Origin of the sequence: Acinetobacter sp. TYF_19, assembly GCF_043105125.1 — a bacterium.
Lineage (GTDB): Bacteria > Pseudomonadota > Gammaproteobacteria > Pseudomonadales > Moraxellaceae > Acinetobacter > Acinetobacter johnsonii.
The window spans coordinates 11,281-27,959 of record NZ_JBICLH010000083.1; the positions used below are offsets into that span (position 1 = coordinate 11,281).

Genomic DNA, 16,679 nt, shown 5'->3' on the forward strand with positions numbered 1-16,679 from the left:
CGTTAAAATCCTATTGCATGTTTGTATTTTTAACATAAAAAAATGCTTAAATAAAGTACTAATTAAAAATAATCAGATCTCCACTATACATAATCACTTAAATATTCAAGTTTATGCTGAGTTAACCCAGAAGCCAGTAGCTACCAATAACTAACTATCTGAAAGTCATAGAACTTAGGATTTTATTATTCATCGTTAAAATAAGATAATTGAATTTAAAACTGTGGATAAAAGTTCTTTTAAATGAATTTAAAATACCAAGAGATAATAAAATATGTGGATAAGTTTTATACAAATGAATTCAAATTAAAATAAATCGTACTGATATAAATAAAAAAGCCAACGCAACCTATACATCGATCTGGCATAGGCTGAGTTGGCTTATTTTTATAAATTATTGATTTAATGAGTAAATATTGGCTTGAATCCAAATGTTGCCGCGAATGTATTGTCCAATATTAAAGTTGGCGTACTCTGGATTTTTAGTGGCAATACGAATCAGTGTCGCGGGTTGGTTGTCTTCATGAATCAAGGCAACATCAAGCAGAGTGTAGTCTTGTTCCATAAATTGCATGCTAGTTTTGCCAATAATATTCCCTTGGAACCATGCTTCATCTTCCTGACCGATCTTTTCGCCATACAAATAAGCGACCATTTTTGAAAAATCGACAGTCACAGGTTCTTTGTCATCATCCGACTTTGGTTCCCATGCATCAATCTGTTCTTGCAGGTTTGCAGGAGCAATGCCGTTGTTTGCTGCCAAAATATCGTTCAAGGCACGATGATGTTTAATCGATGCAGGATCATCAACCACCAGTTGCTCGTGTTCTGCGACCGCTTCTAGTTCATATGCCCATGCATTGAGATGTGCAATATAGGTTTGGTCTTTTTCGTATTGAGCATGATTGACGCTATATAAGCTGTCATAAGCGTAGACGATGCTGTTATTGCCTAAGTTTAAACGTAAAACGGCTTGTGTGTTGGATTCACCGCGAATGATGCGTTCAACCACAGCAGACACTTTATAGGGGCTATTAAAACTTGGAAATGCAGTTTTAACAGCCTTGGGTTTATTGTCTTCAACCGCGATGACTTGAGTCAGCTGAACAGCCGCTTGACTTGGACCTTGAATGAGCCAACAACCCGCATCCATATCTTGTTCAGTCTGGCATAAACCCATCGGCATGATTGGTGCATTTAAAGCTAAACCTAACCATTTAGGGACATCTTGTGCAGGGTTATCTGTGAGTAAATTCCAATGCTCGACGTGGCTACCAAAGTTTTGGTCATCAATGGTGATTATTTCTGGACTATTTTGATTGTTCATATGCACGATTGAATGAGGTTATATATCCCTATTAAATCGAGGGTTATTTCTATATTTCAAGTGCTATATTCTATTTTTACTAGAAAATCATCAAAAAAAGAGTAAAGCCTTACTTTATTTGATAGACAAAAGAACAAAGTATTTTCATCTGATACTTAAAAAGTATGAAGCGAGCTTTGTATAGGTGATTTTGAGCGATTTTATCTATTATGCTCAAGCACTGAGTTTGTTAGACTAAGGTAGTTTCTTTTGTTTATGGATGTGCAGTGCTGCCATTTAAACTCTGGGTCGATGCAGATGCATTGCCTAAAATTTTACGTGAAGTGATTTTACGTGCTTCAGATCGTTATCAGCTTGAAGTGACCTTTGTGGCCAATCAAAATGTCGGGATTACGCCTTCCGTTCGTATAAATTCAATTCAAGTGATGAGTGGGGCCGATGCCGCGGATAAAGAAATCATCGAACGCATGAAAGAGAATGATATTGTGATGACACAAGACATTCCGCTGGCAGCACAGGTGATTGAAAAGGGTGGAATCGCAATTCACCCACGTGGTGAAATCTATACTACAGCCAATGTCAAAGCCCGCCTACATTTACGTGATTTTATGGATTCATTACGTGGAGCAGGCGTAAATACGGGTGGGCCACCACCTATTTCTGAGCGTGATAAACGCGAATTTTCTAGTTCTTTAGACCAAACCATTCAAAAGCAAAAACGCAAAACTGCCATTTAGCATCGAGCTGATTATGTCTTCTAAAGCCAATCTGATGGCAACCTATGGATTATTGGTTTTTATTTGGTCCACAACGCCTTTAGCGATTGTGTGGAGTGTGACCGATTTACATATGCTGTGGGCGTTGGTATTACGTTTTTTCATTGCGCTGCCTTTGGCTATTTGTTTGTTATTGGTTTTAAAGCGACATTTCCCTACCGATAAAGTTGCTTGGCATAGCTATTTGGCTGGTTCTTTTAGCTTGATTGGCTCGCAGTTTTTTACCTATGTGGCGACCAACTATATTAGTTCAGGCATGATTGCATTGATGTTTGGCTTAGCACCGATTATGGCAGGACTGATCGGACGTTTTTACTTTAAGACTTATTTGAGTGCGATGCAGTGGCTTGGAATGTGTATTGCACTGCTGGGACTTGCGATAATTTGCCTTGCAGGTACAGCACAGCATGTCCATCCGTTTGGGATTGGACTGATGTTACTGAGTGTATTTTCTTATGCAGCCTCTATTTTCTGGGTGAAAAAAGTCAATGCGAATATTGAACCCGTTGCACAAGCGACAGGTTCAATTTTGGTGTCGACATTGGCGGCTATATGTATTGTGCCGTTTATTTGGCAGCATGCACCGCAGCAAATGCCCGATTTGAAAACTTGCTTGGCGCTGCTATATACGGTCGTCATGGCATCATTGATTGCGATGTTCTGTTATTTTAAATTGGTGCAGAAAATTCAACCTACGACTTTATCGCTGACTACCGTCATGACACCGATGATTGCTTTATTTATAGGTGCTGTGCTGAATCAAGAAAAACTTTCGATGATGGTGATTTTGGGTGCAGTGGTTTTATTGTCAGGTTTGTTCGTTTACTTTTATAAAGACCTTCAGGCAAGCCGGAAACTTGCCCAAAAGTTAAAAAGCCAAAACTAGTCCAAGGTTTTGGCTTTAATGATCTTCGACAGTCAAAGAAATACAGTCGGCCAGTTTGACACGATCTTGTGGGTGCAAGGTAATAAAGTATGCTCCCGTGCGGCACTTGCCATTTTCCTCTTCATTGCTGTACACCACTTGCGCAATCGCGGCAATATGGAAGAAGTTTTCAGGGTGGCTCAAGGTTAAGTGGATATAGGTACCATCTTGAATTTGTTTTTCGCTATAGAAGCTCAAGCCACTTTCTGAAAAGTTCACATGTTCAGGCGTAGGTAACATGGTTTGTACAATTGTGTCGTACAAAGACCCCGTGATCAGGTTTAATTTCTGGTTAAATAGGGATAAGATTCGAGCAATTTGTTGATCTTTTTCAGATAATTGTTCTAATTCGTAGTTTAGTGCATGATCAAATTGATCTAATTCTGCGAGTAGTAGAAAATAGCGCGGTAAAACAAAATTAGGATCGTAAGGGTCATTCAGGGCAACATCATCAGAAATGATCTGATAGTTAATTCTCAAGGCCGCATCGATTCGTGACATCACACGACGTTCTGTTTGAACGTTTTGATGCTGTAAATTTTCCATAATTATGACCTCGGACTAGATGGTATGTTTAAACCAATCTCGCTGTATATAGGGTTGAGATATACTCGCGCACGGCGTAGCAACCACTTTATTTCTTTTATTGCACTGGTTTCGATGATCGGTCTGACACTGGGTGTGGCTGTACTTATTACAGTCTTATCTGTAATGAATGGTTTCGACCGAGAGCTGAAAACACGTGTACTTGGAATGATACCTCAAGCCACTGTTTCTTCAACACAAATTTTAACAGATTGGCCTGAACTTGCAAAAAAAATTGAGACAAAGGAACACGTCTCAGGCGTAGCGCCGTTTACTCAATTGCAGGGGATGCTTACGGCACAAGGCCAAGTGGCTGGAATTATGGTCACGGGGATCGAACCTCAATATGAAAAAAAGGTTTCGATTATCCAAGACCACATGGTTGAAGGCGGTATTGATAACTTAAAAAAAGGTGAGTTTGGTATTGTTTTAGGCAAACAAATGACCGATGCCTTAGGTTTAGGTTTAAATGATAGTGTGACTTTGGTTTTACCTGAGGCAACGCCATCACCAGCGGGTGTGGTACCGCGTTTTAAACGTTTCAAAATTGTGGGCATTTTCAGCATTGGTGCTGAGGTCGATTCGATGATGGGCTATATTGCCTTGAATGATGCATCAACGTTGTTACGCTTACCTGATGGTGCGCAAGGCATTCGCTTGAAATTGGATGATATTTTTGCAGCACCTAAAGTGTCTGATGAAATTGTCATGGATCTGCCAAGCGGTTTTTATGCTTCGAATTGGACCTATACGCACGGAAATTTGTTTAGTGCGATCCAAATGGAAAAGGCCATGGTGAGCTTATTACTCTTCCTGATTGTCTTGGTGGCTGCATTTAATATTGTGTCCTCCTTGGTAATGGTAGTGACCGATAAAAAATCGGATATTGCCATATTACGTACCCTTGGTGCCTCACCTGCAACTATTACCCGTATTTTTATGGTTCAGGGCACGATTATTGGTGTGATTGGTACGGTATCGGGTGCGATTCTCGGCATTGTTTTCGCTTCTGGAATCAGTGGTTTTGTGGGTTGGTTAAACAATGTGATGGGACTTCATCTGTTTGATGCCTACTTTATCAATTACTTACCATCGTATTTAAGATGGCAAGATGTATTAACCATTGTGTCACTGTCTTTAGTTTTAAGTTTCCTTGCAACTATTTATCCTGCAATGCGTGCTGCAAAAATCCAACCTGCGGAGGCATTACGCTATGAGTAAAATTGTTTTAGAAGCGCAAAATATTGAAAAACATTTTACCGATGGTAAGTCGACCGTTGAGGTGATTAAAGGTCTCTCGCTACAAGTCAAAGCAGGCGAATTTGTCTCGATTGTGGGGTCGAGTGGTTCGGGTAAAAGTACTTTGTTGCATGTCTTGGGTGGTTTAGACCGTCCGAGTTCTGGGCAGGTTTTTTTGCAGGGTAGTCGTTTTGACAGTTTGAATGAAGCTGAGCGTGGTTATTTACGTAACCAACACTTAGGTTTTGTTTACCAGTTCCATCATCTGTTGCCTGAGTTTACGGCTTTGGAAAATGTGGCAATGCCACTGATGTTACGTCAAGGCACCAACTTTAAAGATGTACAAAAGCAAGCCGAATATTTACTCGAACGTGTAGGATTGACGCATCGTTTAACCCATAAACCGGGTGAGCTTTCGGGTGGGGAACGTCAACGTGTTGCATTAGCGCGTGCATTGGTGGCCAAGCCAGCATTAATGATGGCAGATGAACCGACAGGCAACTTAGATCGTAAAACAGCAAGCAAAATTTTTGAGCTGCTGATGGATTTACGTCAGGAGTTCAATATGGCGATGTTGATCGTGACACATGATGAACAACTGGCTCAGTCCGCCGATTCTATTTTGCATATGCAAGATGGTCTTTGGGTCAATGATTAGGCTGAGTGCCGATAAAAATATGAGATAAAGCCACTATCTATTGAAGCCCACCTCGGTGGGCTTTATTATGGCACCAATAAAAAAAATAACTGAATAAAAGAATGAAGCTTTTATATGCTGCTGCTTGGATTGTAGGAATTGCATTGATGGGGCAGAACGTCCCCATTCTAAATCACCTTTTTTATCCAGCGCTGATTTTGGTCATCGTCCTTTTGCCTTTACAGCTTTTTCTCTTTCAGCACAAACACGCCTTTATTTTGCAGTTTATAGGTGGACTGATTTATTCTATGTTGTTTTTAACTGCGGGATATCATTATGCACAATCGGCTTTGCAACAGCGTCTAGCCTATAAAGAAACAAAAGTTGAAGATACTGAAGTCATTGTTTATATAGAAAAAATTAACCAACTGGGTGCTGAGACTATTCAGCAAGAAATACAGGTCTTGAACCGACATGTGAAACCAGTGCAATGGTTGAGTTTTCAAAAAAGGATCTCGGATGAGCAAGCGGTCTTGGAACTTGGGAAATACTACCGACTGACAGGGAAAATACGTCCTGCACATAGTTATGCGGTGCGAGGTGTATTCGATGTTGAGCAGTGGTATCTGCAACGTAATCTCATGTCTGGTTTCAAACTCAAGCACATACACCCCTTGTCTGAGTCAGAAATTTCTGCATTAGGCTATACCAGTTATTTAAGAAAACAGCAGGGTGTACTCAATAAAATTCAACTGGGTATAGAACATCAGCGATTAAACATTCGTCATTTTATTTATAGCCAGCCCTTAAGCCATAAGGGCTTAATTCTAGCGCTCCTGACCGGGGATGAAAGTTTCTTAGATAAGGAGACGACAGCCTTTTTTCAACGCTTTGGCATTAGCCATTTATTAGCGATTTCTGGGCCACATGTGCTGATCTTTGCCGTGATGCTGTGTTGGCTGTTACAAAAGGTGCTGAATCGTTATTGGCCACAGATTTTTCTAAAAATCCCACGGCCTTATGCATTGTTACTGCCATTTTGTTGCTGCGTATTGCTGTATTGTGCCTTTGTTGGTTTTGAAATTCCTGCACTTCGTACTTTACTCAGTTGTTTCTGTTTAAGTGTGTTGATTTGGCTCAGACAGAAAATTTCAGCTTTGACGTTACTCTTATTGAGTGCATCACTTCTTTTACTTTTTGATCCTTTTTCAATTCTATCAGCGGCCTTTTGGTTGTCCTATGGTGCATGCTTTGTGCTTTTACGCATTTATCAAACCACTATTCGGCTGGATTTGACTCGCCCGCAGTCTTGGCAGAAAAAACTCGTTTTTAGCCTAAAATTTTTGGTTGAGTCGCAGTGGAAAATATTTGTGGCTCTGATGCCTTTGGTGATTATTTTCTTCAAGCAAATCTCATGGGTGAGCCCGATCAGTAACCTTGTCGCTATTCCACTGATCAGTTTGTTGGTTGTACCACTGGAGGTTTTGGCAGCATTTACTTTTTATCTTTTTGAACCGCTGAGCAGCCTTTTGTTTCAGTTGGCAGATTGGGTGCTGGTATTTTTATTGGGCATACTCAATGTGCTGGATGCGCTACTACCGATTAAGTTGTACCCGATTGCTCTCAATACTTGGCAAGTCATTTTACTGATTGTGCTCTTAATCATTGTTTTTATGCCCAAACCCAGTCTACCAAAATCATGGCTGGTGCTAGGTTTGATTCCTTTGTTGGGGTTTAGCAGCCAAAACCGTCCTTTTGAGTTAATCGTACTTGATGTCGGTCAGGGACAAGCCGTGTATATGCAGCATGGTCAACAGCATGCCATGATTGATGTTGGTGGCTCCTACGATGAAACAAAGTTTAGTGTTGCTAAGCAGATTATTCAGCCATTTTTATCGAAACAAGGTGTGAGCCAATTAGATCAGCTGATACTTACACATTTGGATCAAGATCATAGTGGAAGTTATGCCACATTAAAAAATGAGTTTTCGATCAATCAAGTTTACTCTAATCAGCAATTGGATGTGGCAACTACGTCAAACTTTAACTATTGTCAACAAGGTCAGATCTGGCACTGGTCTGAACAAGTGGAAATCAAAATTTTGTCACCGAAAGCCAATCAATTGGCACTAGTGCCATATCAGCAAAATGAGCTATCTTGTGTGGTCTATATACAGGTGAAGGATGTACAGCCTTATCAGTCTTTTCTGATTATGGGCGATGCTGGCTGGCAAACCGAGTTTCAATTATTACAGGATTATCCGGACTTAAAAGTTGATGTATTGGTCTTGGGGCATCATGGCAGTCGACATAGTTCAGCCTATGCGTTTTTAAAACATTATCAACCGAAATTAGCAATTGCCTCAGCAGGGTTCAATAACCGTTATGGACATCCAAGTACAGTAACGCAAACTCGTTTGAAAGCTTTAAATATCCCACTCTTAACAACAGTAGAGCAAGGTAGTATCGGTTTTATTGTGCAGTCTACAGGGCTTATTGAACTGACGACACAACGTCAGAGTCGACAGTGGTTGCAGTCGACTGAATCTGTTGTTCCATACGCAATTGCTCTAAACGGGTCACAGCCTCATTAAAGGGAAGGTTATACAGTGCTCGAATTTTAGGGTTGGCCTTAAAGCGCTTATAGGTCCAATGATAATGCTCAGGATAACGATGGACCAAGTCCTCAATGGCTTGGTGAATGACGAAGGTGCCATCATTGGCTGTACCTTGATAAATACTTTCGCTCATTTCTTCAATGTACATATCAAAGCCATCATCATTACGAATAGCATAAAGTAATAGAGCCTTGGCTTTGGTTTTTTGAATCAGTTTGGCGCTCAGGTTGCTTGAAGCTAAAGGAAAGCCAAAATAAGGAATCATTTCACCGCCTTGTTTTGGGGTATGATCGGGCAGAATTACGGTCGTTCCCCCTTGTTTGAGCGCCTTAAAAATTTGGCGTACCCCTGATTCATCGGTCGGTACAAGGTGAGCGCCTTCACGGCTGCGTGCCTCACGAACAAATAAGTCGGCGCCAGGATCCTTCACGGGCTTGTACATAATGGTCATTTCAGTAAATTGGGCAACATAACTATTCATAATTTCCCATGTGCCAAAATGAGGTACGATTAAGACTAAACCTTTTTTAGCAGCAAGCGCCTCATGTAGCAAATGTTCGCCATGTACTTTTTGGACGCGTTCAATATTTTTCTGATTGCTTGAACCCCAAATACTAAAAAACTCAAAATAGGTGGTCAGTTCATTACGTACTGCTTGCTTCGCAATCACTCCGCGTCGCTCATCACTCAGCTCAGGCAGCGCAATTTTTAAGTTGAGTCTGAGAGCATCATTGTTTTTACTGATTTTTAAAAGATTGACTAAGCCTGCTAAACCCTTAGCAAAAAAACGTGCAAATTTAATAGGTTGTTTGCTTACAAAACGCAGTAAACGATAAGTCGAGTTTTGCTCTTGTGCTTTAGTCATTCTTTAGAGTCAATGGTACATGTGGATAAAAACATAAAATATTATAGGCTAAAATAAACGGTTTCGACAGTTTTCTACAAATCAGTGTATATAATGAGGGCAATTTTATTCAAGTTTGGATTGTTATATGTCCGATTGGCCACCAAAACCAGAAAATGAAACGCCGAAACAACAGCCTGTACATGAACAGCCGACAGGAAACGAATGGAAACTTTTAGAGAAAGCAGTTTTAGCTTCAGTTGAAGAACAACGTCGTGCACGTCGCTGGGGTATCTTTTTCAAATGTCTAACTTTTGCCTACCTTTTGTTTATTCTGATTGCCATGACCAAGAGCTGTTCGACCAGTGGTACGGATGCAACTGCATCTAAACATATAGCTGTAGTTGATATTGTGGGTACCATTGCCGCTGATGAGCAAAGCGTAAACAGTGATGACACGATTAAATCATTAAAGAAAGCTTTTGAAAATAAACAAAGCCAAGCGGTGGTGCTCAATATTAACTCACCGGGCGGTTCTCCGGTTCAGTCGGATGAAATCTGGCAAGAAATTCAATATTTGAAAAAAGCGCATAGCGATAAAAAATTGTATGCGGTGATTGGTGATACAGGTGCATCAGGTGCTTACTATATCGCATCTGCTGCGGACGAAATCTTGGTGAATCCTTCGAGTTTAGTGGGTTCAATCGGTGTGATTATGCCGAACTATGGGGTGAATGGTCTCATGCAAAAACTGGGTGTTGAAGACCGCACCATGACCTCTGGTCAAAACAAAGCTTTATTGTCAATGACACAACCCGTTAACCCTGCGCAGCGTGCACATGTTCAAGGTGTACTTGATAATGTACATGAGCATTTTATTAATGCTGTGAAACAAGGTCGTGGCAAAAAGTTAAAGTCGAACGATCCTGCACTTTTCTCAGGTCTTTTCTGGACAGGGGATCAAGCGGTCAAACTGGGTATTGCTGATCGTATTGGTAATTTACATACTTTAAAACGTGAACTAAATACCGATAAAGTGATGGATTATACGGTGGTACATAGCCCACTAGATGCTGTATTAGGCCGTTTAGGTGCATCTATGGGAGCTGGTTTTGCATCTTCACTTTCAAATCAAATGCAATCTGAACAGACCACGAAACTCCAATGAAACCTTTAATTCATTTTGCGCACGCCAATGGCGTGCCTTCTAAGGTCTATCAGAAATTATTTGATTTATTGTCAGATCAGTATGATGTGATCTATGTCCCTTTACTAGGACCAGATAAAAACTACCCGATTGATAACCATTGGAAAAGCTTAACTCAGCAAGTGATTGACAGTATTGTTCGTCAGGCACAGGGTCGTAAAGTGATTGGTTTGGGACATTCATTAGGATCAGTGTTGACGTTTCAGGCGGCGTTACAGCGTCCTGAGCTATTTCAACAAGTCATCATGATGGACCCGCCTTTGATCATGGGCAAAGCCTCATTTGCATTACACTTTGCGAAAATGTTGAAGTTAAAAATGGTTGATACCATGTCACCAGCAGCGCTATCTTTACGGCGTCGTGACCATTGGGAAAGCCGTGAGCAAGCAGCTGAACTTTTACGTCCAAAAGGTTTTTATAAAGACTTTGATCCAGACTGTTTTCAAGCTTATATTGACTATGCTTTAACGGAAGATCGCGTCCGTGGCGGTGTTGAACTTACGATTGCGAAAATGGATGAAGTTCATATCTTCAGGACCAATCCTTCTTTATGGTGGCTACCTCAGGGTAAACCACAAGTGCCGATGCATTTAATGATTGCTGAAAAAGGTCCTTTTATTGGTCCAGGGTTTCCACAAATAGTGGAAAAGAAATTTGGCATTCCTTATCAAATCGTTGAGGGAAGCCATATGTTTCCTTTAGAGCGACCAGAAGAAACGGTTACTTTGATTAAGATGCTGATTCAAGAAAATGTTTAATAGTACTTTTTAGCAACCATAAAAAAACGCCTCCTTGGAGGCGTTTTTTTATTTTAAAATTTGCAAAACTGAATCGGCTCGTGCATCAGTGTATTGCGGTAGAGAACACCTTGGTCTGTATGCTGAATCGTTTGTGTACAAATCCACTCTACCACTTGCGGGTAGATGATATGCTCAAGCGTATGGACACGTTGGGCCAAACTATTCACACCATCATGTGAACCAACTTTCAGTACACCTTGTGCCAAAGCTTGACCTGCATCGAGTTCAGCCGTCACATAGTGCACGGTACAGCCATGCAGTTGATCGCCAGTATTCAAGACGCGCTGATGGGTATGCATACCTTTGTAATGCGGTAGAAGAGAAGGGTGAATGTTGATCATTTTCCCTTCCCAAGCACTGACAAATTTCTCACTTAAAATACGCATAAAGCCAGCAAGAACCACCAATTCCACATCCCAATCGAGTAACTGTTGATGCATGACATCATCAAAAGCTTCCCGATGAGGATACTGTTTGTGTTCAATGACCGCTGTCGCAATACCTGCATTTTCAGCACGCTGTAGCGCATAGGCTTCAGGTTTATTGGAAATCACACCCACAATTTGCCCTGACAGATTGGCATCAATCAAGGCTTGAAGGTTTGATCCACTTCCTGAAACCAGAACAGCAATTTTAATCATATGACTTAAGCGAATACCACACGGATTTTTTCGTCTGCGCCTTCAACTGACTCAGCATTGTCTACGATATGCCCCATAGTAAACGCTTTTTCACCCAGGTTATTGAGTCGTTCAACTGTTTTATCCGCATCAGCAGCATCGACAACTAAGACCATACCTACGCCACAGTTGAATGTGCGATACATTTCGAACTGTTCAACACCGCCTTCGCGCTGAAGAAGTTTAAACAATTCTGGCCATTCCCAAGATGCTTCATTCACAACAGCTTGAGCACCATTCGGCAATACGCGTGGTAAGTTACCTGGTAAACCACCACCAGTAATGTGCGCCATTGCGTGTACATCAACTTCTTTTAAAAGCTGAAGAATAGGCTTCACGTAAATACGTGTTGGTTCCATTGCAACATCGGCAAGTGGACGACCATCAACGATTTGCGTCAAGTCAACGTTTTTCACGTCTAAAATTTTACGAAGTAGAGAGTAACCGTTTGAGTGAGCACCACTTGATGAAACACCAATTAAAACGTCACCCGCTTTGACTTTAGAGCCGTCAATAATTTTGCTTTGCTCAACTACGCCTACACAGAAACCTGCCAAGTCGTAATCTTCGCCTTCATACATGCCAGGCATTTCGGCAGTTTCACCACCAACCAATGCACAACCAGCAAGTTCACAGCCTGTACCAATACCAGTAACTACGTTTGCAGCTACATCTACATTAAGATGGCCAGTTGCATAGTAGTCAAGGAAGAATAATGGCTCAGCGCCACATACAAGAAGATCGTTTACACACATTGCAACCAAGTCTTGACCAATCGTGTCATGACGGTTCAAATTCAATGCTAAACGTAATTTTGTACCAACACCGTCTGTGCCAGATACGAGAACAGGTTCTTCATAACCTTTAGGGATTTTACAAAGTGCACCGAAGCCACCTAATCCGCCCATTACTTCAGGACGAGTAGTACGCTTCGCGACAGATTTGATACGATCGACTAACGCGTCGCCCGCTTCAATGTCGACACCTGCATCTTTGTAGCTTAAACCAGTGTTTGGGGTAGAAGTTGAGTTGCTCATAATGAAGTCTCCGCATTCGCGGGGCGATTATACCTGAATATACGAAACACATATGTTATTTCTGCGCTAAAATGTTATCTTTACTAAAATATTTTTCTCAATAACGATTAAATCTGACAAAGGCGAGATTGCATGCAAGATCGTACACTTAAACGTATTTTTATTTTGGCAGGAATCGCGCTCATACTCTGGGTGTTGTATCTACTCAAGCCTGTTGTTTTACCTTTTATTGGTGCATTTTTAGTCGCTTATCTGTTTAGTCCACTGGTCGATAAACTGCATAAAATTGGCTTACCACGTTGGTTGTCTATTAGTGCTGTTTTTATCGGTATTGGCGTTGTCATTACATTGGCATTTTGGTATTTGGTTCCACTGGTGTGGGAACAGCTGATGTATGCGAAGAACAGCATTCCTTCAGGTATACATTGGGCAAATTATAAATTCCTCCCTTGGTTATCTGACAGTTTTAATTTGGTCCCAATGGAATTAGATGTTGATCAGATTTCAGCTGCGATTATGGAATATGTACAGACCAACTATAGTGCTGACAGTATTCAGGCTATGATTGCCAAATTGGCTCAGTCTGGACTGAACTTCATTCAGATTGGTGGTACGGTTGTACTGATCCCAATTATTGCATTCTATTTTTTATTAGATTGGGATCGCATGCTGGACAGTTTCCGTCGTCTTATTCCACGGCGATATGAAGAACAGACCTTAGTCATTGTTAAAGAATGTCATAGTGTACTTGGCGCTTTTGTCAAAGGTCAGTTTTTGGTCATGGTGCTCTTGGGTGTGGTCTATGCAATGGGCTTACAGTTGATTGGACTTGAAGTGGGCTTGATTATTGGAATGGTGGCTGGGCTGTGCAGTATCATTCCTTACTTAGGTTTTGCTGTCGGGATTATTGCCGCAGTGATTGCAAGTTTATTCCAGTTTGGTATTGATTGGATGCAACTACTCTTGGTTGGCGTGGTCTTTATGATTGGTCAGGCAGTGGAAGGCTATATTCTACAGCCGTTCTTGTTAGGTGATAAGATTGGTTTGTCTCCAGTTGCTGTAGTATTTGCAGTACTGGCTGGTGCGCAATTGGGTGGTATTTTAGGAATGTTGATTGCGTTGCCTGTGGCTGCTGTGATTGTGGTCTTATTAAGGCATGCACGTGAGTTTTATGAAAATAGTCCAATGTATAGTACCCCTACTTTTGTTGTGCAAGATTCATCCGCGAGTTCAATTACGATTGAAACTGATCAGGTCGATGTCGATATTGAACTAAAAAATCAAGCGGTAAAAGCTCAGCAAGCATCTGAAAATTCAAGTAAGATTGATCAGATAGACCATAAAGAACTTTAGGATACACAAACCAGCATGCGTCAATTGCAACTAGATATTGAACCCCAACTCGATGCTCGAATCAGTGATTTTTCTGGGCCGGGATGGGGGCCTGTTATCGATGCGATTCGTCAGTTACATGCAGGTTTAATGAATCGTTTTTATGTGTATGGTGGTGCGGGTTCTGGGAAAAGTCATTTGCTTTCAGCAATTTGTGATTCTTATTTAGATGTGGGGAAATCAGCGATTCAGGTTTCATTACTTGAGTTGCTGGATGCACCAACAGAAGCAATTACTTCTTTAGAGCGTTTTGACCTTGTCGCTTTAGATGACATTGAAGCCATCAGCGGTGTGCCGCATTGGCAGAAAGCTGTTTTTCACCTGATCAACTACAACAATGAAGAAGGCGGGCAGTTGGTGTTCTCTTCTCGTGTTGCGCCGATTGAATTAAAACTTGAACTACCCGATTTACAATCTCGCCTGACGCAGGCTGTAAGTGTGAAAGTACCAAATGGAAGTTTGTATGCCGATCGTTCTACATTGGTGATGTCGGTTTTATCGCGCCGTGGGATTCATATCGATCAACAGATTATTGATTATTTACTCGCACATGGGCCACATCAAACCTCGGTATTATTGCAAAGTTTAGAACAACTAATTCAACTGCTAAAAGGTGAGAAAACCAAACTGAGTAATGCAAACCTCAGACAAATTTATGCGCTAATTGACGAATATCGGTAAATCATAATATTACTTGAGAAATTGTCCGAGCTGTGACAGAGTACGAAAAATTGTTAGATATTGCAGGGATTTTGCAATCTAAGAATAAAAAGAAAAGATAAAATAAAAGCAAGGAGATCGTTATGCTCAAGAAGAGCATAGGTGTAGCTACGCTATTGGTGGCGAGTCATGCCTATTCGGACAATATTAAAGTGACCATCACTGACGATATTGTCAAAAATGACACGGAATGTTCACTTCGCGAAGCTATCGACTATATTAATCAAGGTATGCCTGAGGCGGGTTATTATGGCTGCGGGGGCAAAGATGCGATTTCCACCGTCATGCTTGAGAAAAATAAAACTTATGTGCTAAATACCCATCTTGCAATCAAAAAAGATTTAACACTCAGAACAAGTTATGACAGTTCTGTGGGGGAAGAAACTGTTCAGGGTTTAAGTAATGCCATCTTAAAAATGAATGGTTCTGACAACTTATTAAGGGTTGATAATGCTGAGAATGCTTTAATTCGTGTGTTAGTAAAAGAGGTTACTTTACAGGGCTGTGCGAAAGACTGCGGTGTGAATCAAGGTGGTTTAATTTATAACAATGAATATTTAGGTCTTGAGTACGTCAAATTAACAGGTGGTTTTGCAGTGCAAGGGGGGGCGATTTACAATGTCGCAACCTTGCTCGAAGATGGTACCAGTCGTAGTCTAGTTGAAATTCGCTCTACTCTGGTTGAGCAAAACCAAGCGGCACAAGGTGCTATTTTGTATGGGGACGCGCCTTCTTTTCGGATTTATAATTCAGTTTTCAAAGAAAATAAAACAACAGATGCAAGCAGTGCCAATATTTACTCTGTCAATAATGCAGCGGTTAAAGAAGATACAACCTTATCCAGTTTAGCATCACGTCTGGTCAGTAGTACCTTTGTGAAAAATACAGGTTATGTCGTTAATGTTCGAGATGGCATGGCTTTGAATAACTTAACGGTGGTGGGAAACAGTAAAGGGATTTATTTCAATCCATCTACAAACTTGGCTTATCTGGCCAATAGTATCGTTTTAGGGAATGCTGAAAATACCATCACACAAAACTGTGCTGGGGATTTAAGTAAAGCAGTTCTTCAGAACAACTTGGTCACGCAAAGTGACTGTGGCAGTGGTGCGAGTTATTATCCGAATGAGTTTTGGTCTGGCGCTTTGATTGCAGGCAGTGATGTGGTGGGTGAGTGTAAAACCATGTCTGCAGATGCTGACAGTTTATTGTGTCCTTATATTGTTCCCAACCAAAAATTTTTAGGCTATATCCGTCCACGCATTTTAATGAGTCAGACGCATTGGTTAGATTCTCCAATTGTGAACAAGGGTAAAGTGGTTGTAAACACAACGGATTCTTTAATTGGCTGTGAAAATTCAGATCAACGTGGTGTGAATCGAAATACGAATAATACCTTTTGTGACCGTGGTGCAATTGAGATTGAGGTCCCAACGACCATTAGCTTAATTGGTGAAGATCTGATAGCGGGGCAAGTAGCTAAACTTTCTGTTGCAGATCTGCTTGGAGATAGTGATCTACTGTCCAAAACCGAATGTGCAAGCTTGTTCAAATCGGCTAAAGCGCCAAATGGTGAAGAATGGCAACCCGGTTGTATGCGGGTGCAGCAGACGCAAACGGTATCGAAAGGTAAAGTGGCGATTGATGAATTAGGAAATATTACTTACACGCCAAATGGAGCATGGCATGGTGCTGATATTTTCAGGTTACAGCTGGTCACAACCACGACACGTTTTGATGAACATATTCCGTTCGTTGAAGTGAATGTACAAATTGTACAGGAACCGCAAAATCATATGGAAAGTGACAAAATTAAAACCTCTGGAGGAAGCACGGGTATTCTGAGCTTACTGGGGTTATTTGCTTTAATTTTGCTGCGTCGAAAATAAAAA

General features: G+C 41.1%; 15 protein-coding genes. 10 read left to right on the top strand and 5 right to left on the bottom strand.

The window, feature by feature from the left end:
* Positions 1-394 precede the first annotated feature (394 nt).
* On the bottom strand, positions 395-1,327 hold the full coding sequence (locus ACF8FD_RS12565) for a hypothetical protein (RefSeq protein ID WP_058869318.1): 933 nt from the start codon (positions 1,325-1,327) through the stop codon (positions 395-397).
* 266 nt (positions 1,328-1,593) lie between these two features.
* Here ACF8FD_RS12565 and ACF8FD_RS12570 point away from each other — a divergent pair, with 266 nt between their 5' ends.
* On the top strand, positions 1,594-2,064 hold the full coding sequence (locus tag ACF8FD_RS12570; protein WP_004693920.1) for a YaiI/YqxD family protein: 471 nt from the start codon (positions 1,594-1,596) through the stop codon (positions 2,062-2,064).
* 13 nt (positions 2,065-2,077) lie between these two features.
* On the top strand, positions 2,078-2,989 hold the full coding sequence (locus ACF8FD_RS12575; RefSeq protein WP_058869319.1) for a DMT family transporter: 912 nt from the start codon (positions 2,078-2,080) through the stop codon (positions 2,987-2,989).
* Between the two features lie 15 nt (positions 2,990-3,004).
* Here the strand turns inward: ACF8FD_RS12575 and ACF8FD_RS12580 are convergent, their stop codons facing one another.
* Positions 3,005-3,574 (bottom strand): PilZ domain-containing protein, encoded by a 570-nt coding sequence (locus tag ACF8FD_RS12580; protein ID WP_004693916.1) that lies wholly within the window; start codon positions 3,572-3,574, stop codon positions 3,005-3,007.
* A gap of 24 nt (positions 3,575-3,598) precedes the next feature.
* Here ACF8FD_RS12580 and ACF8FD_RS12585 point away from each other — a divergent pair, with 24 nt between their 5' ends.
* From ACF8FD_RS12585 to ACF8FD_RS12595, 3 genes are all read left to right on the top strand, one after another.
* Entirely contained in the window at positions 3,599-4,834 is a 1,236-nt protein-coding gene (locus ACF8FD_RS12585) for a lipoprotein-releasing ABC transporter permease subunit (protein WP_234303792.1), read from the top strand.
* Complete coding sequence (gene lolD / locus ACF8FD_RS12590; protein WP_004693913.1) at positions 4,827-5,510, top strand: lipoprotein-releasing ABC transporter ATP-binding protein LolD; 684 nt, start codon at positions 4,827-4,829, stop codon at positions 5,508-5,510. The genes ACF8FD_RS12585 and lolD overlap by 8 nt, the downstream gene beginning before the upstream one ends.
* 101 nt (positions 5,511-5,611) lie before the next feature.
* Positions 5,612-8,083, top strand: a complete 2,472-nt coding sequence (locus tag ACF8FD_RS12595) for a DNA internalization-related competence protein ComEC/Rec2 (protein ID WP_234303790.1) — start codon at positions 5,612-5,614, stop codon at positions 8,081-8,083.
* Here ACF8FD_RS12595 and ACF8FD_RS12600 read toward each other — a convergent pair.
* Entirely contained in the window at positions 7,983-8,972 is a 990-nt protein-coding gene (locus tag ACF8FD_RS12600; protein ID WP_205666851.1) for a lysophospholipid acyltransferase family protein, read from the bottom strand. The genes ACF8FD_RS12595 and ACF8FD_RS12600 overlap by 101 nt on opposite strands.
* A 127-nt stretch (positions 8,973-9,099) precedes the next feature.
* Between ACF8FD_RS12600 and sppA the strand changes: the two genes are divergently transcribed.
* Together sppA and ACF8FD_RS12610 are read left to right on the top strand one after the other, a co-directional pair.
* A complete protein-coding gene (sppA, locus tag ACF8FD_RS12605) occupies positions 9,100-10,119 on the top strand; it encodes a signal peptide peptidase SppA (protein ID WP_062034691.1) in 1,020 nt (339 codons plus the stop codon).
* The gene (locus ACF8FD_RS12610) at positions 10,116-10,916 is read left to right on the top strand and encodes an alpha/beta fold hydrolase (RefSeq protein ID WP_234303789.1); all 801 of its coding nucleotides are present in this window, start codon (positions 10,116-10,118) and stop codon (positions 10,914-10,916) included. The genes sppA and ACF8FD_RS12610 overlap by 4 nt, the downstream gene beginning before the upstream one ends.
* Positions 10,917-10,969: 53 nt before the next feature.
* Here the strand turns inward: ACF8FD_RS12610 and purN are convergent, their stop codons facing one another.
* Positions 10,970-11,599 carry a phosphoribosylglycinamide formyltransferase gene (gene purN / locus ACF8FD_RS12615; protein WP_234303788.1) on the bottom strand — a complete coding sequence of 210 codons (630 nt, stop codon included), beginning with the start codon at positions 11,597-11,599 and terminating at the stop codon, positions 10,970-10,972.
* 5 nt (positions 11,600-11,604) lie between these two features.
* Complete coding sequence (gene purM, locus ACF8FD_RS12620; protein ID WP_005399731.1) at positions 11,605-12,675, bottom strand: phosphoribosylformylglycinamidine cyclo-ligase; 1,071 nt, start codon at positions 12,673-12,675, stop codon at positions 11,605-11,607.
* A 132-nt stretch (positions 12,676-12,807) separates the two neighbouring features.
* On the opposite strand from purM, the gene cxpE reads away from it, so the two are divergent.
* From cxpE to rbtA, 3 genes are all read left to right on the top strand, one after another.
* The gene (cxpE, locus tag ACF8FD_RS12625; RefSeq protein WP_005399730.1) at positions 12,808-14,028 is read left to right on the top strand and encodes a chloramphenicol efflux transporter CxpE; all 1,221 of its coding nucleotides are present in this window, start codon (positions 12,808-12,810) and stop codon (positions 14,026-14,028) included.
* A gap of 15 nt (positions 14,029-14,043) precedes the next feature.
* On the top strand, positions 14,044-14,748 hold the full coding sequence (gene hda, locus ACF8FD_RS12630) for a DnaA regulatory inactivator Hda (RefSeq protein ID WP_005399729.1): 705 nt from the start codon (positions 14,044-14,046) through the stop codon (positions 14,746-14,748).
* 122 nt (positions 14,749-14,870) lie between these two features.
* Complete coding sequence (gene rbtA, locus ACF8FD_RS12635) at positions 14,871-16,676, top strand: rhombotarget A (RefSeq protein ID WP_234303787.1); 1,806 nt, start codon at positions 14,871-14,873, stop codon at positions 16,674-16,676.
* Positions 16,677-16,679 lie beyond the last annotated feature (3 nt).